Here is a 25,223-nt window from a genome sequence, read left to right as displayed (position 1 = left end):
CTGCCCGGTCAAACCCGCCGGATCATTTCTGAACGGCTTGTTTGGAATTTCCCCGTTACCCGACATTTCACAAAATGCGATTATTGAATTAACCTTAAATCAGTGTTTTCAGGAGGGATTTTCATGTCATCAAAACTCATGGCCGAGTTTTTCGGCACGTTCTGGCTGGTGCTGGGCGGCTGCGGTAGCGCCGTTCTGGCAGCAGGTGTTGCCGATGTGGGCATCGGCTGGCTGGGCGTTTCCTTTGCCTTCGGCCTGACAGTTCTGACCATGGCCTATGCGGTCGGCCACATTTCGGGCGGGCATTTCAACCCGGCAGTCAGCCTTGGCCTGATGATGGGCGGCCGGTTTCCCGCCAAGGATCTGATCCCCTATTGGATCGCGCAGGTGATCGGCGCAATTGCCGCCGCAGCAGTCCTGTATCTGATCGTCAGCGGTGCTCCGGGGTTTGAGGGCGTCGGCGGGTTTGCCTCGAACGGGTATGGCGATGCCTCGCCCGAAGGCTACTCGATGATGTCCGCGCTGGTGATCGAGATCGTGATGACTGCGTTCTTCATCATCGTCATTCTTGGCGCAACTTCCAACTTTGCGCCTGACGGGTTCGCCCCGATCGCCATTGGCCTGTGTCTGACGCTGATCCACCTGATTTCGATCCCGGTGACCAACACGTCGGTCAATCCGGCGCGGTCCACCGGAGTGGCCTTGTTTGCCGATGCACCGGCCCTGGCGCAGCTTTGGCTGTTCTGGGTCGCGCCGCTGATCGGCGCCGCCATCGGGGCGCTGATCTGGCAGGCGATGGGCGACGACTGATACATAAAAGCCCCGAAGCGGATTGCGTCGGGGCTTTTTGATTTACTCGGTGACAGTGACTTTTTTCATCACGTCCGGCTGACCGATCACAGCGCCGTTGGGGCCGTCACCGCGCTTGATCGCATCGACCACGTCCATGCCCTCGGTCACCTGACCAACAACCGTGTACTGACCGTTCAGGAACGGGCCCGGTTCGAACATGATGAAGAATTGCGAGTTCGCGCTGTCGGGATCTTGTGCCCGTGCCATCCCCACAACCCCACGGTCATAGTTATAGTCAGAGAACTCGGCAGGCAGGTTCGGACGGTCGGACCCACCCGTGCCAGCGCGGCGCATGTCGCCGCCGATACGGCCGAATTCTACGTCGCCGGTCTGCGCCATGAAGTCGTCGATCACCCGGTGAAACACCACGCCATCATATTTGCCTTCAGCGGCCAGAGCGCTGATCTGTTCAACATGTTTGGGGGCAAGATCTTCGAACAGGTCGACGGTGACGGTGCCGTTAGCGCCCTCCCCCTCGATTTCGATCTGAAGCCCGGTGGCCAGCGCAGGGCTGGCCAGAAGGGCAAAGGCAGCGGCCAGCTTATACATCGGCTGCCACCTTGACGCTGATCATGCGATCCGGGTTTGCAGGCGGCTCACCGCGTACGATGGCATCCACATGCTCCATCCCGTCGATGACGCGGCCATAAACGGTGTACTGACCGTTCAGAAAGTGGTTGTCCTTGAAGTTGATGAAGAACTGCGAGTTGGCCGAATCCGGGTTCTGCGAGCGTGCCGCGCCCAGCGTGCCCCGGTCATGCGGCAGCTTGGAAAACTCGGCCGGGACGTTCGGCAGCGACGATCCACCGGTGCCCGCCATACGCAGGTTGAACCCGTCTTCCATGTCACCGTGCTGCACGTCACCGGTCTGCGCCATGAAACCGTCGATCACACGGTGAAAAGCCACGTTGTCATACTCGCCACCGCGCGCTAGGTCTTTCATCCGGGCCGAGTGCTGAGGGGCCACGTCCGGCAGCAATTCGATGACGACGTTGCCGCCCTTCAGTTCGATGATGATCGTGTTTTCGGGATCCTTGATCTCGGCCATGAGGCCCTCCTGTCGTTTGGTCTTGCGCAAATACCTATTCGCCATGCGCATGAATGCCAAGTGACGCATTGACCTGAGGGCAAAATGCAGGAAAAGAACCGCCTAAATCTGTTTCACATCTCCGAGGATTGCACGATGGGCTGGAAAACTCTCGACGACATGGACCTGAACGGCAAACGCGTGCTGGTGCGCGTCGACATCAACGTGCCGGTTGTGGACGGGGTCGTGACCGACGCGACCCGCATTCAGCGCATCGTGCCCACGGTTCGCGACATTCTGGCCACCGGTGGCAAGCCCATCCTGCTGGCGCATTTCGGACGTCCGGGCGGCGAGCGGCGCGAGAACCTGTCGTTGAAGCAACTCGTCCCCACGCTGGAAGATGCCTTTGGTTCCTCGGTCCTGTTTGCCGCCGATTGCGTCGGCACCGAGGCCGAACTGGCCGCCGAGGCGCTGCAGCCCGGTCAGGTGCTGCTGCTGGAAAACACCCGCTTCCACGCGACTGAAACCAAGAATGACGCCGATCTGGCCGCCGGAATGGCCAAGCTGGGCGACGTCTATTGCAACGATGCGTTCTCGGCCGCCCACCGCGCCCACAGCTCGACCGAAGCCATCGCCCGCCTGCTGCCCTCATGCGCTGGCCGCCTGATGCAGGCCGAGCTTGAGGCGCTGGAAGGCGCTCTGGGTGCGCCCAAACGCCCTGTGACCGCCGTGGTCGGCGGCGCGAAGGTTTCGACCAAGCTGGAGTTGCTGGGCAATCTGATCACCAAGGTGGACTATCTGGTGATCGGTGGCGGCATGGCGAACACGTTCCTTGTCGCTCAGGGCCTGAACGTGGGCAAATCGCTGGCCGAAACCGCGATGAAAGACACCGCGGTCGAGATCCTGACCAAAGCCGAAGGCGCGGGCTGCACCATCGTACTGCCCACCGACATTGTTGTTGCCGACAAGTTCGAGGCCAACGCCCCGCATCAGGTATTGCCCACCGATCAATGCACCGAGGACGGCATGATCCTGGACGCAGGTCCCGAAAGCGTCGCCGCTATCACCGAGATCTTCTCCAAAAGCCAGACCCTGATCTGGAACGGTCCGCTGGGCGCGTTCGAGATCGAGCCCTTTGACGCCGCCACCAATGCCGCGGCGCTGAAAGCCGCCGCGCTGACCCGCTCGGGGCAACTGGTGTCGGTCGCGGGTGGCGGGGATACGGTCGCCGCGCTGAACGCTTCGGGGGCGGCCAAGGACTTTTCATATATCTCGACTGCTGGTGGCGCATTCCTGGAGTGGATGGAAGGCAAAACCCTGCCCGGTGTTGCCGCGCTGGAAGGCTGAACCGCGCAAATTGGCCGTGTATTCAGAGTCATGGTAAAATCCTCACATTCAGTGGAGATTTTGCCATGAGAGTTTTTGCCTGCCTGATCATTGCCCTGTTTCCCCTGCCCGCTATTGCCCAGTCCAGCTGCGGCGGTCAGACTCAGCTGGATGCGAATTTCTGCGCCAAGGAAAAATGGGAAATCGCCGACCGCGAACTCAACCGGATCTGGAAAGAGGTCAAACCCCGGGCGGATGCGCGTGGCAATGGACAAAGCCTGCTGACCGAACAACGCGCCTGGTTGAAAACCCGCGACGCAACCTGTGAGCCTGAACTGAAAAGCGACGGCAGTGCAGCGCCGATGTTCTACTGGGCCTGTATGGAAGAGCAGACCCTGATCCGCAATCACGCGCTGAACGCATGGCGCTGACAACGTGCAGTCAACAAATTTGGAAATTTGCGAATCAGGGGATTCACAACCCGAATCACCTGTGACATAGTGCGGACAGATGCTCGCAAAGGGCTCGTTATTGAGGCAATTCATACGGCGGTAAACAGAGTGTCCCGTTCCCATCGGCCCGGTTTGGGCGCAGTCGTTTTCTTCATGGTGGCGTTTATGCTGGGTGTGTATTTCACCTTTGCCGCCGTGCAGGGCGACTATGGCCTGTTCCGACGGGTCGAGATTGCGGCGGAACGGGACGCCCTGTCACGCGACCTCGCCAAGCTCGAGGCTGAGATCACCGAGATGGAAAACCTGACCCGCCGCTTGTCGGATACGTATCTGGACCTCGATCTGCTGGATCAACAGGCACGCTCGGTTCTGGGCATGATCCGTTCGGATGAGATCGTCATTCGCTGATCCGGACCAAGGTTTTCGACGAAAACTCTCTGCACGCCAGTATCTTATTCAGCAAAAACGGCCTGTTTCCGCAGGAACGGACGCTGCGTCACATTTCCCCTCGCCAGAAAGCAGGAAATGCTTTATGAGATAGTTTAACGCTAAACTATCTGTCCGAAAGGGGGAGATCGCCACAATGGCTGCGCGAAAAACCACAAAGAAACCAAACGTTTCTGCGGAAGAGCTCAAAACCTACTACCGCGAAATGCTATTGATCCGCCGATTCGAAGAAAAAGCGGGTCAACTTTATGGCATGGGTCTGATCGGTGGGTTCTGCCACCTCTACATCGGGCAGGAGGCCGTTGTTGTGGGCCTCGAGGCCGCAGCCAAGGAAGGTGACAAGCGTATCACCTCATACCGCGATCACGGCCACATGCTGGCCTGTGGCATGGACCCGGGCGGCGTGATGGCAGAACTGACCGGGCGCGAGGGCGGATTGTCCAAGGGCAAGGGCGGCTCGATGCACATGTTCTCGAAAGAGAAACACTTCTACGGCGGCCACGGCATCGTCGGCGCGCAGGTCCCGCTGGGCGCAGGTCTGGCATTTGCCGACAAATACAAGGAAAACGGCGGCGTGACCTTCACCTATTTCGGTGATGGCGCAGCGAACCAGGGCCAGGTCTATGAGACCTTCAACATGGCGGCGATCTGGGACCTTCCGGTGATCTTCGTGATCGAGAACAACCAATACGCCATGGGCACGGCCCAGGCGCGCTCGACCTCGACCAAGGATATCTACCACCGTGGTGAGGCGTTCGGCATCCCCGGTGAGATCGTCAACGGCATGGACGTGCTGGCGGTCAAAGCCGCCGGTGAGAAAGCCGTCGCGCACTGCCGCGCGGGCAAAGGCCCCTATATCCTTGAGGTCAAGACCTACCGCTATCGCGGCCACTCGATGTCCGACCCGGCCAAGTACCGCACCCGCGAAGAGGTTCAGAAGGTCCGCGAACAAAGCGACCCGATCGAACACGTGCGCGAGCTGCTGCTGACCGGCAAACATGCCTCCGAGGATGACCTGAAGGCGATCGACAAAGAGATCAAAGAGATCGTAAACCAGGCCGCCGAATTCTCAAAAGAAAGCCCCGAGCCGTCGCTGGACGAGCTCTGGACAGATATCTACGCCTGAGAGGACGATTAAGACATGGCAACCGAAATTCTCATGCCCGCCCTTTCGCCGACGATGGAAGAGGGCACGCTGGCCAAATGGCTGGTCAAGGAAGGCGACACCGTATCTTCCGGCGACATCATGGCCGAGATTGAAACCGACAAAGCGACGATGGAGTTCGAAGCCGTCGATGAAGGTATCCTCGGCAAGATTCTGATCGCCGAGGGCACCGAAGGCGTCAAGGTCAACACTCCTATCGCCGTTCTGGTCGAAGAAGGCGAAGACGCCTCCGCCCTGCCCGCGGCTGCCCCCGCAGCCGCAGCGGAGACCGAAGCCGCCCCTGCGGCGGTTGAGGCCCCCGCTCCTGCCGCCGCGCCAGCCGCTCCGGTCGTGGACCTGTCGCCTGACTGGCCCGCCGACGCCGAGATGGCGCAGCAGACGGTCCGCGAAGCCCTGCGCGATGCGATGGCCGAGGAAATGCGCGGCGACGAAGACGTTTACCTGATGGGCGAAGAAGTCGCTGAATATCAGGGCGCGTATAAAATCTCCCAAGGTCTGCTCGACGAATTCGGTGCGAAACGCGTGATCGACACCCCGATCACCGAGCACGGCTTCGCCGGTATCGCGGTCGGCTCGGCCTTCGGTGGCCTGAAACCGATTGTCGAGTTCATGACCTTCAACTTCGCCATGCAGGCGATTGACCAGATCATCAACTCTGCCGCCAAGACGCTTTATATGTCTGGTGGCCAGATGGGCTGCCCGATCGTGTTCCGCGGTCCAAATGGTGCGGCGGCCCGCGTGGCTGCGCAGCACTCTCAGGACTACGCCGCATGGTACATGCAGGTTCCAGGCCTGAAGGTTGTGATGCCCTATTCGGCGGCCGACGCCAAGGGCCTGCTGAAATCGGCAATCCGCGATCCCAACCCGGTGGTTTTCCTAGAGAACGAAATCCTCTACGGAAGGTCTTTTGACGTCCCACAGGTGGATGATCTCACTGTTCCACTCGGCAAGGCCCGTATCTGGCGCGAAGGCTCGGACGTGACCATCGTCAGCTTTGGCATCGGGATGCAATACGCGCTGGAAGCCGCTGACAAGCTGGCCGAAGACGGCATCAGCGCCGAGGTCATCGACCTGCGCACCATCCGCCCGATGGACACCGGCGCGATCATCAACTCGGTGATGAAGACCAACCGTCTGGTGACCGTCGAAGAAGGCTGGCCGCAAGGCTCGGTCGGCAGCTACATCAGCTCGGTGGTGATGCAGGAGGCGTTCGATTACCTCGACGCACCCGTCATTACGCTGACCGGCAAGGACGTCCCGATGCCCTACGCCGCAAACCTCGAAAAGCTGGCCCTGATCACCACCGATGAGGTGATCGCCGCCGTCAAACAAGTGACCTACCGGTAAGGAGCGACAGACAGATGCCCACCGAAATTCTGATGCCCGCCCTTTCCCCAACGATGGAGGAAGGCACGCTTGCCAAATGGCTGGTCAAGGAAGGCGACACCGTCTCGTCCGGCGACCTGCTGGCCGAGATCGAAACCGACAAGGCGACGATGGAGTTCGAAGCCGTTGACGAAGGAGTCGTTGGCAAAATTCTGATCCCGGAAGGCACCGAAGGGGTCAAGGTCAACACCGCGATTGCGGTCCTGCTGGAAGATGGCGAAAGCACCGATGACATTGGCAGCGCATCTGCCGCAGCTCCTGCGGCTGCCCCCGCAGCCGCCGCGGGCAACGAGGCTGCCGCACCAGCGGCGTCCGAGGCGCCCGCCCCTGCACCGGCAGCACCGGCCAAGGCCAATGGCGGTCGTATCTTCGCCTCCCCGTTGGCCCGACGCATTGCTGCGCAAAAAGGTCTGGATCTGACACAGATCGCAGGCACCGGCCCGCATGGCCGGATCGTCAAGGCTGATGTCGAAGGCGCAACGGCAACCGCTCCGGCACCTGCCGCTGCACCTGCCGCAACCGCCCCGGCAGCCGCAGCACCGGCAGGCCCGTCGGCGGATGCCGTGGCCAAAATGTACGAGGGTCGCGACTACGAGGAGATCAAGCTCGACGGGATGCGCAAAACCATTGCCGCCCGCCTGTCCGAAGCCAAGCAAACCATCCCGCATTTCTACTTGCGCCGCGATATCAAGCTGGACGCTCTGCTGAAATTCCGCGGCCAACTGAACAAGCAGTTGGAAGGCCGTGGCGTGAAGCTCAGCGTTAATGATTTCATTATCAAGGCTGTCGCTAACGCGCTGCAGCAGGTTCCCGCCTGCAATGCGGTCTGGGCTGGTGATCGCGTTCTGCAACTGAAACCTTCGGATGTGGCGGTCGCCGTCGCCATCGAAGGCGGCCTGTTCACCCCGGTCCTGCAAGATGCCGATACCAAATCGCTGTCCGCCCTATCGACCGAGATGAAAGACCTCGCCTCCCGTGCGCGCGAGCGTAAGTTGGCACCGCATGAGTATCAGGGCGGCACATTTGCGATCTCGAATCTCGGCATGTTCGGCATCGACAATTTCGACGCCATCGTGAACCCGCCCCATGCCGGTATTCTGGCCGTGGGTTCCGGCGTCAAGAAACCGGTGGTGGGCGCTGACGGCGAGCTGGCCGTAGCAACCGTCATGTCGGTTACAATGTCGGTCGATCACCGGGTGATTGACGGTGCGCTAGGCGCAGAGCTGCTGCAAGCCATCGTCGACAATCTGGAAAACCCAATGGTCATGCTGGCCTGATCAAACATCACCCGCCGGGGTCAGGCCTCGGCGGGTGCTCTCACGATCTCAGCCACGATGTGAGCATGCGTGATCGCCGGGCTGGTTGCCCAAACAACCGCACTCTCCCACCTTTGATGCAGACGGCTTTGCAGCCTAAAGGTGGACCATGCGCATTTCTGATTTGACCAAGACCCTGCTTCTGGTTGCCCTGACGGCCACCACGGCACCTGCCGCCGCCATCGCAAAACCCAACAGCTCTCCCGGCGAAAATTCCAAATTCAAGTCCTATGACCCCGCCGTCATCGCAAAGCAGTAAGCAGACCGCAAAAGACGCATTGAACTGCGGAAACAAAGGCGCGAGGAACGCAAGCGCGCGCGGCAGGAGCGGCGCAACAACCGCTCGAACTGATCTCTACTGGTCCTTGCCCAGCATGTGATCCATCGAAACCGAAGGCTGATCGCAGCCCGCCTCTCCCACGATCTTGGCGGGGATGCCCGCGACGGTGGTGCAGGCAGGTACCTCTTGCAACACCACTGAACCTGCGGCGATGCGGCTGCAATGGCCCACCTCGATATTGCCAAGAACCTTCGCGCCGGCACCGATCAGAACGCCATCACCGATCGTGGGGTGGCGCTGCTCCTCTTCCTTGCCGGTTCCGCCAAGGGTCACTGAATGCAGCATCGACACATTGTCTCCGACAACCGCCGTTTCACCGATCACGATGGAATGAGCATGATCAATCATGATCCCCTTGCCGATCTTCGCGGCTGGATGAATGTCGATCCCGAAAATCTCGGACGAGCGCATTTGGAAGAAATACGCCAGATCATGACGGCCCTTATTCCAAAGCCAATGCGCCACACGATAGGCCTGCATCGCCTGATAGCCTTTGAAGTACAGGATCGGCTGCAACAGGCGGTGGCACGCAGGGTCGCGTTCATACACGGCCATCAGGTCCGCACGCGCGGCCTCGATCAGCGACAGGTCATCGGCATAAGCCTCGTCCACGATCTCACGCAGAACCATCATCGACATCTCGTTCGAGCACAGCTTGGCCGACACCCGGTACGACAAAGCCCGTTCAAGGCTGCGGTGGTGCAGGATACAGGCGTGCACCAGACCGCCCATAAGTGGCTCGCTCTCGACGGCCGCCTGAGCTTCGGTGGTGATACGGGTCCAGACCGGATCAACCGGTCTTACGAGACTGCGCTTTTCCAACATGGTTTTTGATCCTTTGCTGCGCCTAGAATGCCATTTAGTTGTAAAAACACCAAACGCAAACCCGTGATTTGCAGGGTAACGAAAATGAATGAAACCGAATTGGCAGGCTTTGCCGCAAGGATTCAGGCCCGATTGATCGAGATTGCGGATCATTCGGCCTCGGAAAAAGACGCGCAGGCCATTGTCGAGCTGGACCAGCAGGCCGTCGGGCGCCTCAGCAGGATGGATGCATTGCAGAATCAGGCCATGGCCAAGGCGCAGCAGGCCAATCGGGATGTCGAGACGCGACGCTTGCAGGCGGCGCTGGCCCGCATTCAGGAAGGGGAATTCGGGTATTGCGAGGATTGCGGCGACGAGATCCCCAAAGGTCGGCTGGACCTCGACCTCGCCGCCACCAAATGCGTCAGCTGTGCATCCGGTTGATCTGGAACCGGATCAGATGACGCAGAACCATTTCAAAACACTGACAATACTGCGGGTCGTCAAAACCCGGTTCATCCGCCAGCCGTCTGTTGCGGGCCGCTGCCATCAACGAGCCATTTCCGAATAGTGGATGAAGCCGCCCGGTATGGCCGACATGTTTGTCGGCCAGTTCCGCTTCGTGGATCATGCGGGTGCAGAGACGATCGCGGTCCACCTGCGGCGCGGCCAGAAGGGCCCGCGCCGCGGCGCTGACATCTCCGTGTAAAACAGGGCGCATGTCGCGGTTTACCCGACTGTCAGGCAGGTCGGCAGGCCCGGCCCGTAGCTGGCCGAGACCTGTGCCACCCGGACCTCATAGGCCCCGCTGAGCCCATCCGCCGTTTGTGCCGCGGCCGTATAGAACCAGTTCGGCGCGCTCACGACCTGTTCCCGCACAGGCGCGCCGTTGACACGAATTTGAACAAGGTAGGATTCGCTCTCTTCCGCCAGCGGCACGTCCAGACCGGCCCAATCGTCCCCGTCCAACCGAGTGCGGCGTATCCAGGACAGCTGGTCGCCTGTGGCCGAGGAAACCGCCCTGAGATGCACCGGCGCATAGGGGCGCAGTCCGTTGCCATCGAAGGTTTCGACAAGGTGGGTGAAGGACGGGTCGTCATATCCCCGCGTCGCCGGGCCGATGCGATAGTGTTTGGTCACCCGCCGCTCGGACCGCAGGAGGCTTGTTTGATAAACCCGCTGATCCAGCAAAACGAACATCGACCCTTCGGGCCAGATATCGGGCATCGTCGCATCTGTCCCCAGTTGGCCACGCAAACGCCCGGACAAGGTATAGATACCTGCCTCCTGCAGAGTGGCATTTGCGAACTGGAAAACCTCCCAGTTGCCGGGTGTCCCATCGCCGATTGCCGCCAGATTGGCGCCGTTCAAAAGGGCCTCACGCGGGCGCGATTCCAGCATCCCGTCGACCAGATTGACCCGCAGTGGCGCACCTTCGTCCCAGATACCCGCACCCGCCTGCCTGAGCGGCGTTTCCGTGAACCCGATAACCGCCTGCCCCGAGATGACCTCTTGCAGTGCATAGTCTTCGTCGCTGGCCGCCGAGTAGACGGCAACACTGCCGGGCCAGGGGTTTGCCGAAGCGGCAAGATATGGGGCGTGCGGCGCTTCCGATCCGGTGATCAGCGGCAAATCCATGAATACGGGCAAGACGGGAACAGGTGCGAAAAAGGGCTTTGCGGTCACCTCGTCATCGGGCAGATCGGACGGCGCATAGAGGCCGGGTTCGATCCGCACCGCGTCAGCCAATTGCAGATCGGCCTGTTCCAGACGGTCGATGCGATACCGCGCACCCTGCCTATCTTTGGTCAGAGTGACGACGTCACCCGCACCCAGGTGCAGCATCGAAGGCGGCAACGCAAACCGGGCTGTCTCGCGCGAGACCCGCGCTTCGCTTAGCCAGCGTTCGGCCGTTTGGCGACCTTCCGCACGCGTCATCGACAAAGGCATCTCGTTCACCGACACGGAATGTGTGCGGGTATCCGGCAGGACAGCCTCTTCTGACACGACGTCATGATCGGCGTCCGATTGCACAAACCGCAACCGTACGCGGCCCGTCAATTCGGCCTCGGCCTCCCGGCGATATTCGACACGTCCTTCGATATCCGCGCTGTCGGCCAGCAAATCACTGTCCAGCTCAACCGGTCTGCGACCGTCGCGCATCCGAAACAGCAACACGCCATCCCTTTCAATCGCATCAAAGCCATAACGCAGCATCAACGGCTGCAGCGCCGCACGCGCGCTGGACACGTCTTCAATCGCATACCCCCGCACCACGCCATACAGCCGCGATACATCGATATGCGTCACCCCGGCGCCGTGGCAGATTTCCGTGACAACCGAGGCCAGAGTGCGCGTTCCCGATCGCCCGTTCAGCCAATGACCGCGTGGGTAGTTCACACCATCGCTCCATTGGCTGCGCAGGTTTGGAAAGGTTGGAAAGGGGCGTGCGTCCCAGGCCCAGACATAGGCGTTTGCCATGTCCACCATCGGACCGCCATATTCATCCGAAACCGGGTTGATTGCCGGATCGGACCAATAGCCCAACATCGCCTTCAGGTATTGCACCTGCATGAAATCGTCGCGCAGACCATTGGAGTATTTCGGCAGGCTGGATTCCGAGGATTTGGGATCAAGAAACTTGTTCGGCTGGTTGGTCCCCTTGTCGATTGCGGCACAACCCAGCTCAGTGAACCAGATCGGTTTTGATCCGGGCACCCAATCCGTCGGGTTGGCCTGCCGAACACCGCCGATGCGCTGGTGGTGCCGGTTTGACCACCAGTTGCGCAAATCCTTGTAGCGCCAGATCCACGGCTCATTGTGATCCTCATCCGTAATCGGTGCACGGATCTGGGCCTCGGCCTCTTCGGGTGAGGCATAGTACCAGTCATAACCCTCGCCGCCTTCGATATTGCCGCGAAGGTAGTCGAGGTCATAGATCGCTTCGGCCCCGGCCTGCGCATCCAGATGGTCCACCCCGTCTCGCCAGTCGGACAGCGGCATGTAGTTGTCGACACCGACAAAATCGATGTTGTCATCGGCCCACAGCGGATCGAGATGGAAATAGCGGTCCCCCGATCCGTCATTGGGCTGATAACCGAAATACTCGCTCCAATCTGCCGCATAGCCGATCTTGGTTTCCGGTCCCAAAATCGCGCGCACCTCTGCCGCAAGCGACCGCAACTGCGCCACAGCGGGAAAACCGGACGCGCCACGGATTTGCGTCAAACCGCGCATCTCGGATGAGATACAGAATGAATCCACTCCTCCGGCAGCTTTGCACAGAGCCGCGTAGTGCAGGATAAACCGGCGCAGACCCCATTCCTGTGGGCCGGTATAGGACACCACTCCGTCACCGACGACAAAATCGCTGGCCTGCGCGGATCCGAAGAACGCGGCGACCTGCGCGTCTGCGGCGGCTGTTTGATCCGGTGACCCGGCACGCCCCGGAGCCTCGCTCAACGTGATCCGGCCGCGCCACGGCAGATGCGGCTGGTTGCCGGCATCGGACCACGGGTCGGGCAATCCGTTGCCCTCAAGCTGGTCCATCAGAATGAACGGATAGAACATGACACGTTTGCCAGAGCCCTTCAGATGCCGGATCGCCTGCACCACCGACTGATCGGCGGGTGTCGCACCATAGACAGGCAGACCATCCTTGTGCCGGACCTGCTGGGCAGAGTTGCGATACACCCCTGCCACGTGCCACGGCATGTTCTCGCCTTCGATGTCCTTGTGCAGAACTTTCGGTTGCAGCTGGCAGGTTCCACACCGCAGATCATCTCCGAACCAGGACACGATCAACGAGGCCGCGCCGCAGGACCCAAGCTCTGTTTGCAGAGATCGGGTGGCGGTTACCAAATCCGACACCCCCGAGGCGGAATTTACATTCGCGGCCCAGCTCTGTCCTCTGCCCTTGGTATAGTTGATCTGTTCGCTGGCCAGGGCATACTCGCCGGTACCTGGCATCAGCGCAACGCCCCGGATCGTTCTGGACAGCGCGTCCGGAGTATCGGGCAAACCCGGTTGTTCCTGCCGCACAACCTCGAACGAAAACTGCGGCACCCGGTTGCCGAAGGATGCCAGTTGCAGGTCCTCAATCACCACATAAGCGGTGCCGCGATAAGCCGGAACGTTGCCTGCGCCCTCAATGGCCTCGATCAGAGGGTCCGGCAATTGGTGATTGCCCCCGTGATAGATGCGCATGTTCAGACTTGCGCGTTCCAGTTCTTCACCGTCCGCCCAAATGCGCACGACATCCGAAATCCAGCCGGCGCCAACTGCAATGGCCAAGGAAATCGAATAGCTGTAGCTGTGCGTGGTCGTTGTGACCTCGGGCGTTTTTGGAGAACCTTTGCCGCCACCGCCTCCGGATTGCGTGGTCGTGCTTGTGCTTCTGGTTTCCAGAAAATCCGACGCCCAGATGACCTGACCGCCCACCCGCATACGTCCGAAAATCGTGGCGACGGGGGCGCCTTCTCCGGTTTCCGTCAGGCGGAACCGGTCCAGACGTCCGGTTTCGACAACTTCGCTGCCACCCCCCATTACCGATTGGCTCATCAGCCGTTGATCGATGACCCGGCCCAGTGTTGCGCCCACTGCGCGGCCGATAACAGCCGTTGACAGCCCCGCAACAGTGCCGCCAATCGCGCCGCCGATCGCGGCCCCTGCTGCGGAGAGAACTATTGTTTCCATTCACTTAACCTCCAGCGGGAATTCAAAACAAGCAACCACCCGGCGGCGCCAGGGGTCGCTCAGCGTGTTTTCGACAACGCCATACCCAGAGTAGGCGTGAATGAATCGCGGCACGGTCCCTGTCGCGCTGACGATGCCGACATGTTTGGCCACACGCCCATCGCGCATCCGGAACAACAGCACATCGCCGGAAGCCACATCCTTGGGTTTCTTTTCGATGAGATGCCGCCGGGCGGCGGCCCACATGCGCTCCTCTCCCTGAGGTTCGGACCAGTCCATGCTGTAGGTGGGAACCGCTTCTGGTTCATGCCCAAGCTGCGCGCGCCACACGCCCCGCAGCAAGCCCAGACAATCCGTGCCTGCCCCTTTGACCGACGCCTGATGCACATAAGGTGTTCCCAGCCAGCTGCGCGCCTCGTCCACAATATCTTGCCTACCCGCGTTCATCGTCTGCTTCCTCCGGTGTTCGGATTGCCTTGCTTTGGCACCGCCATCATCCAGTCTTCACCAGGAAGGTCAGGAAAGCCCTGAAAATTCAAAACATTATTGAAATTCAGACGGCAGACGGACATACTCTTGTCGCATCCGGCCGTCAGCCTGACCCGATCGCCGACGGCCAGCCCCCCGGTGATCCCAGACCAAAGTGACACACTGCGCCCGCCGGAGATCTGCTCATCCTGTTTGATCGAATCCCAAAGCCCGGCCGCCTGTCCCGACACGACATCCAATCTGCCGCGCTTGAACCAACCCGTGTCCCATCCGCTGGCGCCTTTCAGTTGCAAGGCATTGCCAGCGATCAAACTCACAACTTCGGCCTCGGCCTGAAAACCAGAAATGTTAAGGTTGAATTTGCAGGCACTGTCGCCAAGAACCGCGGTGCAGGGTTTCTGATAAATCCTGCCCATAGGCTGGTTCAGCAAATCCGTAAGGCCCCGCAACTCGGCGTGAAACGCGCCACCTGCACGGCGCATCTCTCCGATCGAGCCCCTGAATTGCAGCACGCGTTGTTCGAGCGCGGCCCAATTGACCAACCACGCGCGCACTTCGGCACCGTCGAACCGGCCGGACTCAATATCCTCTTCCGTGACGGCGGCGTCGGACAGCGCGCCCATGGCCTCGGAATTGTCGATGGACAACCCGGTCGCCTGCTCGATTGCCGAGGCCGTCAGGCCGGTGCTGGCCTTGAAGGTCATGCCATCAAAGCTCAGTTCCATGTCATGGTCGGTAAAGCCATATTCCTGCCCGTCGGGACGCCGGATCAACCAGCACCGGCAGGTCGTGGTCAGCCCGCTTTGCAGATGGGTCTGCAGCCCTTGTTTATCGCCGCTCATCAGACACGCACCTCGACTACCGGGACATTGGGAACGTCGCCTGCCTGAAAGCTGGCCACGCTGGTCTGGATTCTGTCGGTGTCGAACCGGACCGGAACGTCAAACTCGAACCCGGCGGTGATTTCCACCTGTTCAGGCGGCGGGGCGTAAAACACGATCCTGCCCGTGGCGAGATCTACCTCGAAATCGACACCCTCGCGCATCTGGTCCTGCTCGAGGCCGATCTTGACCGTGCCGAGCACAGGTTTGACGATCGGGCGGACATAGCTGAAGCCACCGGAACTGTAGGTCTTGACCAACTGGAACTCGGTTGCCGTGCCATCGCCGCGGGCAATCACCTGGTTGTCCTGCGCCACATCAGCCGTTGCCGCCCCCGATTTGTAATCCGACCAGTCTTTCCAGCGAAAGCCGAACATCTGACCCTGGCGGGCCTCGAAAAACGACACCAGCGTTTCGATATCGTCCAGCGACCGCATCCCCAGCCCGGCATCATAGCGCCGCCGGGAATGCGCCCAAGGTGTGTTGCGCTCTTCGAACCCGTTGGCCAGCGTCACGATATCGGTGCGCCGTTCGGGGCCGCCGACCGAGCCAAAGCTCAGGCTGGCAGGAAATCTGACTTCGTGGAAATTCATCACCTGCTCCGTCGTGTTATCTGTTGCGATTGCCGCGCCCCAGGGCGCGGCTCATCTGGGCGGCGATCTGGCCCTGGCTGCGCCGGAACCCCTGGACGTCCGGGGTTGTGATGTTCATCACCACGTTCACCGCGCGCCCACCGCCCGAGGTGCGCACCCCCAACTTGCCATCCGGTCCGCGTGACAGGGGCATGATCGCTTCAGGACCAGCCTCGCCCATCAGTCCGGAGCCACCACGCATTGGGAACGTGGTCGGGCCGCTGATCACGCCGCCATTGGCAAAGGGCATCACGCGCCCCTGAGAAAAGCTGCCGCCGTCGGCAAAGGGCAGAATGCCCTGCACCAGACCGCCAACCGTGTTGGCCAGCATGCCGCCGAAATGATCCGTCACTGGCTTGATCGCCGCCGAGTAGGCTGTTCGGATCATCGAGTTCTTCAGCACGTCCAACGCATCCGACAGGTTCATCCCGTCCAGCACCACACCGTCAAAGGCCTTGCGCAATCCGCCGGACATGCCACGTTCCAAGGTGGCAACGTCTTTGCCGGTCTCCTCAAAGGCGGCGCTGATCCGTTTCATCTGATTGTCGAAAGCCGCCGCCATAGACGCCGCATCCCCCAGCGAGTCGCCAAGCGCCTCGCCCCGTTCCTGCAGGTCGTCAATCCCGTCACGATCCGTCATCACGCTCTCCTTGTTTCTTGTCCGGGTATGCCGCCAACAAGGCGTCCAGACCCGCCCGGTTCATCGACGGCGTCCCTGCGCCCTGCCCCAGCATCAGCCGCAGTTCGGCCGGGGTCAGACGCCAGAACTGATCCGGCGTCAGGCGCAGGCCGGTCATCCCGGCCCGCATCAGGGTGGGCCAGTCGAACCCGCTCACTGCTCCGGCACCATGAAGGCCCGCGCCAGCAGCTCGGCCGCCGCGCGCGCGCCCGCCATCGGGCCGCCCTCAATCTCGGCGCGCAGCAGATCGGCGCGGGCCACATCGACCCCACCGCCTCGCAGCCCCGCCACGATCAGCGCCAGCACGTCACCGCTGGAAAAGGCGCCACCTTCGAACCGCTGCACCAGTTCCACCAAAGACCCGGTGCCCAGTTCCTGTTCCAATTCCGCCAAAGCGCCCAGCGTCAGCTTGAGCACCCGCCGCTTCCCATCGATGGTCAACGCCACCTCGCCCGTCCACGGATTGGCCATCGGATTACAGCGCCGTAAAGGACAGAGCGCCGGCACTTGCCAGGCTCATCTCATAGGTGGCCTCACCGTTATGCGAGCCCGCATACTCGATACCGGTCACCTGAAACGCGCCTTCGACGATGCCGAAATCGGGAATGATCACCTGAAAATTCGGCGTCTCGCCATCAAAGAACAGCTGCCGCGCCCGTTCATCGGTGCCTGCGTCCTTGAACACGCCAGAACCCGAGATCGCAGCAGATTTCACCCCTGCCCCCGACAGCAGCTCGCGCCATCCGCCCTGGCTTTCAAGGCTTGTGACATCCACGCTTTCCGCGTTGAAACTGACCCGCGTGGCCCGCAGCCCCGCGATGGTCTCGAACAGGCCCGAGCCGTTCATATCCACTTTGACCAACAGGTCTTTTCCGTTCTGGGCAGCCATATACTCTCTCCGTTGATTGCTTAGTCGTCTTCCACGCGGGCGCGGAATCTCAGGTCGATCTGGCGGACAGCGCCGCCGGTTCCCGTACGCCGGGCCGAGGCGCGCTCGAACCACAGGCCCACCAGTCGCCCCCGATCCAGGTTCAGCGCGGCGCCCTCAAGCGCGTCACACACCGCCCCGGCAAGGGCCTTGGCGGCACCAAAGCCGGCCGCTTCGGACATCACCGATACCGTGAACCGATGCACGGCACCTGCGCCCGTCCGGTCCGAGGCGTCCTGCACCTCTTCCGGGCCCAGCGTCACATTGGTCTGGGGCACCGATCCGGTGGGAACCGCGTCATAGATCGCGGCACCGGAAAGCGTGCTGACCCGCGCATCGCCGGAAAGCTGCTGATACACCGCTGCCTGCAAGGCAGCTGAAACCCCATAGCTCATGCCGCCACCTCTTCATCTGCGAAACAGGTCAGGTACTGGCCTCGCGGGTCGCGTTCAGCGACGGCGCGAATGACAAAACGCCGTGTGCCCTCCGCAAAACGCTGATCCGGCGAGGGGCGCATGGCCGATCCTTCCGGCGCGCCGCGCACCACAATGCGGTATCCGACGCGCGAGACGGGTACTCCTGCCACCTGCCGCTCGGATCCGCTGCGCGCGGTGACCTCGGCCCAGACCATTCCCAGCGCCTGCCAGGTTTCGGTGTATCCGCCCGCACCATCGGCGCTGCGCACCGGGGCCTCGAGCACCAGCTTTCGGTTCAGTCGCGGCGTCTTCATTGCGCTACTCCTGCGCCGAAACGCACAGTGCGGTAGCGTTGGATCAGACTGGTTACGCCAAAGGGCATACATCCAGCGCCCAGCGCCGTTTCATCGCGATATTCATAGTAGTGCGCTGCCAGCAGCAGCACCGCTTGCCCCAGATCAGCGGGCAAACCGCCCCAATCGGTGGACATGCCGGCGGTGAATGCAATCTTCACCGCGCCGCCTGTCGCGATCGTTGGCAGGCTTGACCCCGCCGAGCGCAACCGGGGGCGCTGGCTGTCCTGCTCCAACCGATACGCGTCCGCGTCCAACGCAGTTTCGTCACCCACTGCATCCGTCACAGTCACCGCATCAATCGACGCCACCGGAGCCACCGGAAGAACCTCGGCCGCCTGATCCCGCCAACCGTTCAGGCGCCACGAAAAACCGCGTTCAATCAGAACTTTGCCGGTGCGCGCTTCAATCGCGGCAATGGCGGCCCGCAGAAAGCTTTTCAGCACCTCGTCCTGCACATTGTCCTCGGCAAAGCCCGTGCCCAGCCGCAAGTGCGCCTTGAACTGATCCACCGGCAGCGCCGCATCCGCGATGGCGGTTTCTTCGATCAACATCATCCATTCACTCCGCAATCTCGGCCCCCTCCGGGGGTCGTCACTTCAGGAAATTGGCGGGCACGCGCCGCCCCACGTTGCTCGGACGGAGGGGAGCAGCTAGACAACGCAGGGGATCTCACCCCGGCCCGTACCCGCCGCCCGAAGGGCCGGTTGCCCGGCCCCCCGGATCCGCCACCGCTTAGGCGGTGCCGAATTTCACCAGCTTGATTGCGGCAAAGTCGCTCACGTCGCCGCCAACGCGCTTGGTCGCGTAGAACAGGACATGCGGCTTGGCGCTGAACGGATCGCGCAGGACGCGCAGGTCGGGACGTTCGGCGATGGTGTAACCGGCCTGGAAGTCACCGAAAGCAATCGAGAAGCTGTCGGACGCCGCATCCGGCATGTCCTCGGCAATCAGCACCGGGTAACCCATCAGGCGCGCAGGCTCACCCGCGGCCAAGCCATCGGACCAAAGGAAGCGACCATCGCTGTCCTTAAGCTTGCGGATCAGACCAGCGGTTTTCGAGTTCATCACGAAAGTACCGTTCACGCGGTACTGGGCGCCCAGCGCATAGACCACGTCGACAATCGCATCCGCTTCGACACCACCGTCGATGCCGGTGGGCACGTAGCCGATATTGCCCCAGGCCCAGACATCATTGTCGACCTTGGTGTGGTCCAGAATACCCTTCGGCTTGTCGGCGCCGTCGCCCGAGATGAACGCAGCCGCCTCGGCGCGGGCGAACTTGTCGGCGATACGACCGGCCAGCCAGCCTTCGACGTCAAACGCGCTGTCATCCAGCAAACGTTGCGAGGCTTTGGGCAGGGCGCTCAACTCGTGCAGCGCAATCGAGATGCGGTCGATCGAAGGGGTCGCGGTTTCGGTCGCGGCCGAAGTTTCATCGGCCCAGCCCGCGCCCACGTCAGTGTGGTCGATCAGCACGTCGAACGAATTCGCCTCGACATTCACCACCGACGCAATCGAGCGGATCGAAGCGGTGGATTTCAGCACCGATTTGATGATCTCGGCGGTTTGCGGATCGACCAGGTAACCGCCATCGCTGTTGACCGCGCTCGACAGCGATTTCGACTCCATCTCAAGCCCGCGCAGGCCGTCATCTTCGCCCGATCGGACATAGGCATCAAATGCTTTCTGATGTGGTGCGCCATCTTCGATCGAGGCCGCAAGGTGCGGACGCGCCGCGATGGTTGATTTACGATCCAGCATGGTCAGTCGCTCTTCTGTCTGTTGCAGTTTGGTTTTAACTTCAGCCTTCAGGCCCTTGAATTCGTTCACGAAGCCAGTCATCGCCTGCTTCACCTCCTGAACCAGGGACGCACCCTCTCCGGTCAAGGCCGGGGTTTCGGTCTTGCTCATCAGCACTTCCATTTCTTGGGTGGGATTGAGGCGCGCTAGGGTCGCGCCAGCTCCTGCCGGGCGCCGTTGAACACCTCGGCAATACTGCGCAGGGTCTCGTCGGCGTCGGGATAAAATCCCTTTGCCGCCACCCGCGCACTGGGCAGCATCGGGAAGGTCACCAGCGACACCTCCCACAGCTCCAGTTCGGTGAGGACCCGCTGGCCCTTGTCATTCTTCACAGCCCGCCTGGTGCGATAGCCGATCGACAGGCCATCCATCGCGCCCGCACGGATCAGCTCCGCCGCCTCGCGGCCCTTTTGCGTGCTTTCCAGCAGGCGCCCCTTGACCCAAAGGCCCTTGTCGTCCTCACGCACCTCATCCCAGACGCCGATGGGTTGCGCCGGGTCGTGCTGCCACAGCATCTTGACTCGCTGGCCCGCCTTTTCCAACCCGGACAGCGAGCTGCGATAGGCCCCTTTCTGTACCACGTCACTGCCCTGATCGACCTGACCGAACAGGCTGGCATAACCTTCGATCACCGCATCCTCGGATACCGAAAGCCCGTCTCCGAACCGTGCAAACTTGTGTTCCAAATCCATGAACACCTCCTCGTAAGCTTTTGATTTCACGGCGTGGCCGCAAGGAACGATTGAAACACCTGCGCCAGGATCACTGCCGCGACGCCATAGACCGTCAGCCACAGCCGCTTTTCCAGCCGTTCCATCATCTCTTCGATCTGATCCAGCCTGCGGCACAGATGCGCGTGCTGAATTTCGGCCACCCGTTCATGCGCCGCCAGACGAAGGCCCGGCGCGCAGTCGAATGGCGGATACCCTTCAGCCATCCGCATCCTCCGCCAACGCCGGAAGACCCAGCAGAGACCGCTTTTCCGCATCGGTCAGGAACTCGGCCCGGCTGACCCGCGTCCATTGTGCGTCCCGCTCGGCTGCCAGTGCGGGCACCTGATCCAGATCAGGCTTCAACACCAGATCCTCACCCGTATAGCCCGAGAGCCATTCCGACACCGCCGCCGCCACCCGCGTCACCAAGGGCAAAACGGTCAGGCGATAAAACGCCCGGTTGGCCTCCTGATAGTTCGAATAGGTCGCGTCGCCCTGGATCCCCAGCAGCATCGGCGGGACCCCAAAGGCCAGCGCGATCTCGCGGGCGGCGGCTTCCTTGGTCTTCTGAAATTCCATGTCGGATGGCGAGAAACCCATCGGCTTCCAGTCCAGCCCCCCTTCCAGAACCATCGGCCGACCGGCATTGCGCGCGCCGCGGTAATTCTGTTCGATCTCGTCGCTGAGGCGGCGGAACTGGTCCTCGGCCATCACGCCATGACCGTCGCCACCCTTCCAGACCAGCGCGCCGGAGGGCCGCGCCGCATTGTCCAGCAGCGATTTCGACCAGCGAGATGCACTGTTATGCACATCGATCGCCATCGCCGCCGCTTGCATCGGCGAGAACCCGTAATGGTCGTCCTGCGGATGGAAGGACTTGATGTGGCAGATGGCATCGGCGGCAAACCGATGGGTCTTACCCCCGACCGTGTAATCATACGCCTTGGGCCATCCATCGGCCCCCGGCACGACGCTCATCCGGTCCGAGCGAAGAACGTGCAGTTCCACCGGCAATCCGTCTTCGGCCTGAACCGCCTCAATATAGGCATTGCCCGACAGCAGCAGCTGACCGAACACTGCCTCCATCAACTCGGCCCGGCCTTGCGCTGCGTTCGGGCGGCGCATCAGGGTCAGAATAGGGTGCACGTCATATCGCTGTTCACGGTCCTGCAAGACCAGAGGCAAGGCCGCTGCCGCCTCGGCAATCAGCTTGACCGAGCGAAACCCCACCGGGTTGCCGGAAAACCCCGTCCGCGTCAGAGTTACAGTGTCCCGAGGGCTCCAGGCCACGCGCCCGCCTGTCTGCCAGGCCACCACGGGTCCGGCCGCGCTGGCCTTTGCCTCGGGTGCTTCCCCGGCCGCTCCACGACGCAAGAAATCGAATACCATGTCCAGATGCTCCTTTCTGTCGCCGCTGTGTCCGGCTTGTTGAAAGGAGTTATGAGGGAAAGAAGTTTAAGCCTCGGGAATGGGGCGTACGGGGGTTGGGCAACAGGTAGTTAAGAAACGACCCCATCGGACAATTCCGTAATCAATGAATTACGACATTGAGTTTTTCTTTCGTAACCAGCACAAAGACTAAGGAAGTTGGAACATTACGCTTAATGAAACATCACTTTTTCAAAGCGGCTTTGTCCGCGATAAGCCTAGCCTCCGCATTTTTCTGGAGCAGTATCGCGGCTGCCGACAGCTTGGCGTTTCACGTGCCGAACGAATTCCGCATTTGCGCTGAAACACCATACAATATCGGAGAAGAGGTGTTCCGCGAAGATGGAAAAATGGTCGCGTTTCCATATTGGGCTGGGCTGGAGGAAGCCCCGGAAGTAATCTTGGTTCCTTCCGAAAACACCAATGACATTCAACGAGACCTAATTGAAACTAGCTGTTCTGGCTTCAAGGTACTCAGCAGTAATCTCGACCTTATCTTCGACTACGATGAAACGTACCCACTTCGCGTTGGATATTATGCTTGGGTAGAGCTCTTACTAAAATACAGTGAAGCCGAGGCTTCCTCGCGGCGAATTGGGCGTAGCTTCTACTACGTCGCTGCAGCAGCAGAAGCGCTTCGCGACGCAGCTTCCGCTTGCCTTAACTTCCCATCCTCTGAACTATCATTGGATCGGTTTTGCAATAAGCGAGACTTGGTTCAGCGGGCGCAGCTGATACAGCAGTTTCAACGCCGACTAGTCTCAGCAAACTATACGGAAGAAGAGGTTAACCCGGATGCGGTGCTCGAATTCGACCGGATCGTTTCATCCTCACTCGCACAAGTTGATGACATCTCAGCAAAATTGCCGGACTAACGCCTAGTTTCCTCAAAGACTCCGCACCCTCGGCCTTCTAAACACCCCCGCAGGCCCCACAACCAGCTCATGCAGTGCCCAGACCAGCGCATCGACCCGGTCGGGTGAGCCCTGCCCCTCGAACCCGCGCGCCGTCATCTGGCACATCTGCTCCTCAAGCGCGTCCAGACCGACCGTATGAGACACCCGCCCCTGCTCGTACAACGCCGCAACCGGCTCGGCCCGCGCCACCTTCCCGCGCGACGCCCGCACCGCGCGAAACGGGACCAGAGGGTCCACCTGCCGCACGACTTCCTCTACCAGTTGCCCGCCCTGATTGACCTCGGCCACCAGCCGCTCGGCTCCGAATTCCTCCATAGCGTCAATCGCTGCCTGCGCCCAGCCCGCCGGACCAACGCCCTGCACCGTCCGGTCGGCCAGCACATAGGCGCGCCAGTCCTCGGGTGGTCCTTGTAGCTGCGCACCGACAACCACGATCCCGCAGGCATCCGCATCCGCCCCCGCCGTCACTGCCGGGTCCAGCGCCACCACGATACGGTCCAACTCGGGCACCTTTTCGACCCGCGCCGCGTCCAGCATCGAGCCTGTCCACAGCGCGCCCTCGGCATCCGACAGCAACAACCCGTCCAGTTCCTGCCTTCCCAGCCGCGTGCCCGCATAACGCGCACGTACCTCGTCCAGAAACGACTCCGCCAGATTGGCCCGGTTCGCCTCGGTCGGCGCATGGGTCTGTACGGTGGACGGAGACGCCAGCAGCGCTTTCAAAACCTTCACATTGCGCGGCGTGGTCGTCACACAGACCCGAGGCCGCTCGCCCAGACGCAACGCGAATTGCAGCATATCCCAGGTCTCGCCCGCCTTTTTCCACTTGGCCAGCTCATCCACCCAGGCCGCATCGAATTGCGGCCCCCGCAATCCTTCGGGATCATGCGCCGAGAACGCCTGTGCCTCAGCCCCGTTGGGCCAGATCAGCTTGCGTTCGGACGCCTTCCACTGAGGCCGCCGGTCCGGTGGCGAACAGTGCAAGATCCCGCTATCGCCAAAGATCATCACATCGCGCACCTGATCGAAGGTCTCACCGACCAACGCCACGCGGCTGGCTTCACCACGGTCCAGCGGCTTTGACCCCTCGACCATCGACCGCACCCACTCGGCCCCGGCGCGTGTCTTGCCGGCCCCGCGCCCGCCCATGATCACCCAGGACCGCCAGTCGCCCTCGGGCGGCAATTGATGCGGCAAGGCCCAGAACTCAAACAGGAAAGGGAGGGCACACAGCCCCCCCTCCCCGATCTCACTCAGAAATCTGTCCCGAACCGCAGCATCGGCGGAGGCGAGCCAACCTGCACCCGATTTCAAATCGAGCGCGCTCAAGGTCGAGCGCATACCCCCCTTGGGCAATTCCGGCTTGTCTGTGATGTTGTTCGACAAAGCTTGTCTCCACTTTCTGACAACTTCGGATCAGCCCCTCTAACTGCCCGAGTTGTTTGGCTGTACCAGCCAGGTCTGCATCCTCCCCGGTTCCGATTTGCCTGCGCAGTTCTTCCGCTGCTTGGCGCAAACCGCGAATGGATGTCTCAAGCGACTGCAAAAGTTCCGCCGTCTGGGACATCCGCTCTTCCGGGGTAATCAAAGTCATGTTTGCCTGTGACCTCATGCGTGAGTTTTTCCGCACGAGAGAAACGAAAAACGGCCACCGGGTTTCCCCGGGGCCGTTGCCCACTTCTTCTAGCATGACACAGCTTATACGAGAATAAGCGCGCAAAGTCAATGATTTGCGCAACAGGGGCGCAACACCCAGCGCACGCACCGAATTAAGAAAACCTGAACGACCACGCGCAGGACAGTTGGATTGCCAGCCTTTCAGACCGCCACTCTGGGTGCGACGACGGGAGGATATTCCCTACACACTGCATCCCCTTCACGTGATGGGACGGGCGCCAATGAAGCGATGAATCCCTCAGGCAGATGAGGATGCCCGCGCTTTTTCAGTCTGGCTAAATACCAGGCGAAAGACGTGCTTGCTGCAGTCATAACAAATCCACAGAGGTCGTGTTCTCTCTGGGGCGAGGTAATACCGGGGATGTGGTCTATCCTGCCCCCGCCCCATCAGTGACCATATCAAAGCTTGACAAATTCGTGCGCAGGCTGCATGTGCCGCAGACCAAGCGCTGACGCGTGAGCATCTGGGCCGTAACGGTCCCCCACAGCGCTACTAC

At 61.2% G+C, this 25,223-nt stretch carries 30 protein-coding genes; 10 read left to right on the top strand and 20 right to left on the bottom strand.

The genetic code is table 11. The annotated features are described in order from the left end of the window. Positions 1 to 123: 123 nt before the first annotated feature. On the top strand, positions 124 to 810 hold the full coding sequence (gene aqpZ / locus ACOQFT_RS12920; RefSeq protein WP_421598314.1) for an aquaporin Z: 687 nt from the start codon (positions 124 to 126) through the stop codon (positions 808 to 810). A gap of 42 nt (positions 811 to 852) precedes the next feature. On the opposite strand, the gene ACOQFT_RS12915 is transcribed toward aqpZ, so the two are convergent. Beyond that, a complete protein-coding gene (locus ACOQFT_RS12915; RefSeq protein WP_421598313.1) occupies positions 853 to 1,401 on the bottom strand; it encodes a peptidylprolyl isomerase in 549 nt (182 codons plus the stop codon). Beyond that, a complete protein-coding gene (locus ACOQFT_RS12910) occupies positions 1,394 to 1,900 on the bottom strand; it encodes a peptidylprolyl isomerase (protein ID WP_421598312.1) in 507 nt (168 codons plus the stop codon). Before ACOQFT_RS12910 ends, ACOQFT_RS12915 begins: the two co-directional genes overlap by 8 nt. 135 nt (positions 1,901 to 2,035) lie before the next feature. Between ACOQFT_RS12910 and ACOQFT_RS12905 the strand changes: the two genes are divergently transcribed. From ACOQFT_RS12905 to ACOQFT_RS12875, 7 genes are all read left to right on the top strand, one after another. Further along, positions 2,036 to 3,226, top strand: coding sequence for a phosphoglycerate kinase (locus ACOQFT_RS12905; protein WP_421598311.1), 1,191 nt, complete (start codon positions 2,036 to 2,038; stop codon positions 3,224 to 3,226). A gap of 65 nt (positions 3,227 to 3,291) precedes the next feature. Next, positions 3,292 to 3,636, top strand: coding sequence for a lysozyme inhibitor LprI family protein (locus ACOQFT_RS12900; protein WP_421598309.1), 345 nt, complete (start codon positions 3,292 to 3,294; stop codon positions 3,634 to 3,636). Positions 3,637 to 3,765: 129 nt separating this feature from the next. Next, positions 3,766 to 4,065: a septum formation initiator family protein gene (locus ACOQFT_RS12895; RefSeq protein WP_170443389.1), complete on the top strand. Its 300-nt coding sequence runs from the start codon at positions 3,766 to 3,768 to the stop codon at positions 4,063 to 4,065. A 175-nt stretch (positions 4,066 to 4,240) separates the two neighbouring features. Beyond that, entirely contained in the window at positions 4,241 to 5,230 is a 990-nt protein-coding gene (gene pdhA / locus ACOQFT_RS12890) for a pyruvate dehydrogenase (acetyl-transferring) E1 component subunit alpha (RefSeq protein WP_170443387.1), read from the top strand. 15 nt (positions 5,231 to 5,245) lie between these two features. Beyond that, entirely contained in the window at positions 5,246 to 6,616 is a 1,371-nt protein-coding gene (locus tag ACOQFT_RS12885) for a pyruvate dehydrogenase complex E1 component subunit beta (protein WP_421598308.1), read from the top strand. A gap of 14 nt (positions 6,617 to 6,630) precedes the next feature. Further along, positions 6,631 to 7,932, top strand: coding sequence for a pyruvate dehydrogenase complex dihydrolipoamide acetyltransferase (locus ACOQFT_RS12880; protein WP_421598307.1), 1,302 nt, complete (start codon positions 6,631 to 6,633; stop codon positions 7,930 to 7,932). A gap of 148 nt (positions 7,933 to 8,080) precedes the next feature. Next, on the top strand, positions 8,081 to 8,230 hold the full coding sequence (locus ACOQFT_RS12875) for a hypothetical protein (RefSeq protein ID WP_421598306.1): 150 nt from the start codon (positions 8,081 to 8,083) through the stop codon (positions 8,228 to 8,230). Positions 8,231 to 8,326: 96 nt separating this feature from the next. On the opposite strand, the gene cysE is transcribed toward ACOQFT_RS12875, so the two are convergent. Further along, a complete protein-coding gene (gene cysE / locus ACOQFT_RS12870; protein WP_421598305.1) occupies positions 8,327 to 9,136 on the bottom strand; it encodes a serine O-acetyltransferase in 810 nt (269 codons plus the stop codon). A gap of 84 nt (positions 9,137 to 9,220) precedes the next feature. Between cysE and ACOQFT_RS12865 the strand changes: the two genes are divergently transcribed. Next, positions 9,221 to 9,559, top strand: a complete 339-nt coding sequence (locus ACOQFT_RS12865; protein ID WP_421598304.1) for a TraR/DksA family transcriptional regulator — start codon at positions 9,221 to 9,223, stop codon at positions 9,557 to 9,559. Here ACOQFT_RS12865 and ACOQFT_RS12860 read toward each other — a convergent pair. From ACOQFT_RS12860 to ACOQFT_RS12785, 16 genes are all read right to left on the bottom strand, one after another. Further along, a complete protein-coding gene (locus tag ACOQFT_RS12860) occupies positions 9,540 to 9,836 on the bottom strand; it encodes a hypothetical protein (RefSeq protein WP_421598303.1) in 297 nt (98 codons plus the stop codon). The genes ACOQFT_RS12865 and ACOQFT_RS12860 overlap by 20 nt on opposite strands. 8 nt (positions 9,837 to 9,844) lie before the next feature. Beyond that, positions 9,845 to 13,810, bottom strand: a complete 3,966-nt coding sequence (locus ACOQFT_RS12855) for a baseplate multidomain protein megatron (protein WP_421598302.1) — start codon at positions 13,808 to 13,810, stop codon at positions 9,845 to 9,847. Next, positions 13,811 to 14,257 (bottom strand): NlpC/P60 family protein, encoded by a 447-nt coding sequence (locus ACOQFT_RS12850; protein WP_421598301.1) that lies wholly within the window; start codon positions 14,255 to 14,257, stop codon positions 13,811 to 13,813. Continuing rightward, positions 14,254 to 15,141: a DUF2163 domain-containing protein gene (locus ACOQFT_RS12845; RefSeq protein WP_421598300.1), complete on the bottom strand. Its 888-nt coding sequence runs from the start codon at positions 15,139 to 15,141 to the stop codon at positions 14,254 to 14,256. The genes ACOQFT_RS12850 and ACOQFT_RS12845 overlap by 4 nt, the downstream gene beginning before the upstream one ends. After that, positions 15,141 to 15,773 (bottom strand): phage distal tail protein, Rcc01695 family, encoded by a 633-nt coding sequence (locus tag ACOQFT_RS12840; RefSeq protein ID WP_421598299.1) that lies wholly within the window; start codon positions 15,771 to 15,773, stop codon positions 15,141 to 15,143. Before ACOQFT_RS12840 ends, ACOQFT_RS12845 begins: the two co-directional genes overlap by 1 nt. 16 nt (positions 15,774 to 15,789) lie before the next feature. Beyond that, the gene (locus ACOQFT_RS12835; RefSeq protein WP_421598298.1) at positions 15,790 to 16,452 is read right to left on the bottom strand and encodes a phage tail tape measure protein; all 663 of its coding nucleotides are present in this window, start codon (positions 16,450 to 16,452) and stop codon (positions 15,790 to 15,792) included. Further along, complete coding sequence (locus ACOQFT_RS12830) at positions 16,439 to 16,648, bottom strand: rcc01693 family protein (RefSeq protein ID WP_421598297.1); 210 nt, start codon at positions 16,646 to 16,648, stop codon at positions 16,439 to 16,441. Before ACOQFT_RS12830 ends, ACOQFT_RS12835 begins: the two co-directional genes overlap by 14 nt. Further along, positions 16,645 to 16,962, bottom strand: a complete 318-nt coding sequence (locus ACOQFT_RS12825; RefSeq protein ID WP_421598296.1) for a gene transfer agent family protein — start codon at positions 16,960 to 16,962, stop codon at positions 16,645 to 16,647. Before ACOQFT_RS12825 ends, ACOQFT_RS12830 begins: the two co-directional genes overlap by 4 nt. A gap of 4 nt (positions 16,963 to 16,966) precedes the next feature. Next, positions 16,967 to 17,380 (bottom strand): phage major tail protein, TP901-1 family, encoded by a 414-nt coding sequence (locus tag ACOQFT_RS12820; RefSeq protein ID WP_421598295.1) that lies wholly within the window; start codon positions 17,378 to 17,380, stop codon positions 16,967 to 16,969. A 20-nt stretch (positions 17,381 to 17,400) separates the two neighbouring features. Next, on the bottom strand, positions 17,401 to 17,814 hold the full coding sequence (locus tag ACOQFT_RS12815) for a DUF3168 domain-containing protein (RefSeq protein WP_421598294.1): 414 nt from the start codon (positions 17,812 to 17,814) through the stop codon (positions 17,401 to 17,403). Then, positions 17,811 to 18,149, bottom strand: a complete 339-nt coding sequence (locus ACOQFT_RS12810) for a phage head closure protein (RefSeq protein ID WP_421598293.1) — start codon at positions 18,147 to 18,149, stop codon at positions 17,811 to 17,813. Before ACOQFT_RS12810 ends, ACOQFT_RS12815 begins: the two co-directional genes overlap by 4 nt. Further along, on the bottom strand, positions 18,146 to 18,745 hold the full coding sequence (locus ACOQFT_RS12805) for a head-tail connector protein (protein WP_421598292.1): 600 nt from the start codon (positions 18,743 to 18,745) through the stop codon (positions 18,146 to 18,148). The genes ACOQFT_RS12810 and ACOQFT_RS12805 overlap by 4 nt, the downstream gene beginning before the upstream one ends. A 178-nt stretch (positions 18,746 to 18,923) precedes the next feature. Beyond that, positions 18,924 to 20,102, bottom strand: a complete 1,179-nt coding sequence (locus ACOQFT_RS12800; protein WP_421598291.1) for a phage major capsid protein — start codon at positions 20,100 to 20,102, stop codon at positions 18,924 to 18,926. Between the two features lie 35 nt (positions 20,103 to 20,137). Beyond that, entirely contained in the window at positions 20,138 to 20,683 is a 546-nt protein-coding gene (locus ACOQFT_RS12795) for an HK97 family phage prohead protease (protein WP_421598290.1), read from the bottom strand. Between the two features lie 26 nt (positions 20,684 to 20,709). Then, on the bottom strand, positions 20,710 to 20,928 hold the full coding sequence (locus tag ACOQFT_RS12790) for a GTA head formation protein, RCAP_rcc01685 family (protein ID WP_170399828.1): 219 nt from the start codon (positions 20,926 to 20,928) through the stop codon (positions 20,710 to 20,712). Next, positions 20,921 to 22,093, bottom strand: a complete 1,173-nt coding sequence (locus ACOQFT_RS12785; RefSeq protein WP_421598289.1) for a phage portal protein — start codon at positions 22,091 to 22,093, stop codon at positions 20,921 to 20,923. Before ACOQFT_RS12785 ends, ACOQFT_RS12790 begins: the two co-directional genes overlap by 8 nt. Positions 22,094 to 22,308: 215 nt before the next feature. Between ACOQFT_RS12785 and ACOQFT_RS12780 the strand changes: the two genes are divergently transcribed. After that, entirely contained in the window at positions 22,309 to 23,007 is a 699-nt protein-coding gene (locus tag ACOQFT_RS12780) for a hypothetical protein (RefSeq protein WP_421598288.1), read from the top strand. Between the two features lie 12 nt (positions 23,008 to 23,019). On the opposite strand, the gene ACOQFT_RS12775 is transcribed toward ACOQFT_RS12780, so the two are convergent. Continuing rightward, positions 23,020 to 24,246 (bottom strand): DNA-packaging protein, encoded by a 1,227-nt coding sequence (locus tag ACOQFT_RS12775; RefSeq protein ID WP_421598539.1) that lies wholly within the window; start codon positions 24,244 to 24,246, stop codon positions 23,020 to 23,022. Positions 24,247 to 25,223 lie beyond the last annotated feature (977 nt).

The sequence above is a fragment of the Ruegeria sp. MALMAid1280 genome (genome assembly GCF_049195285.1).
In the GTDB taxonomy this organism is placed as follows: domain Bacteria; phylum Pseudomonadota; class Alphaproteobacteria; order Rhodobacterales; family Rhodobacteraceae; genus Ruegeria.
The sequence above is the reverse complement of the archived record's forward strand: the minus strand, read 5'-3'. Positions and strand labels throughout refer to the sequence as shown.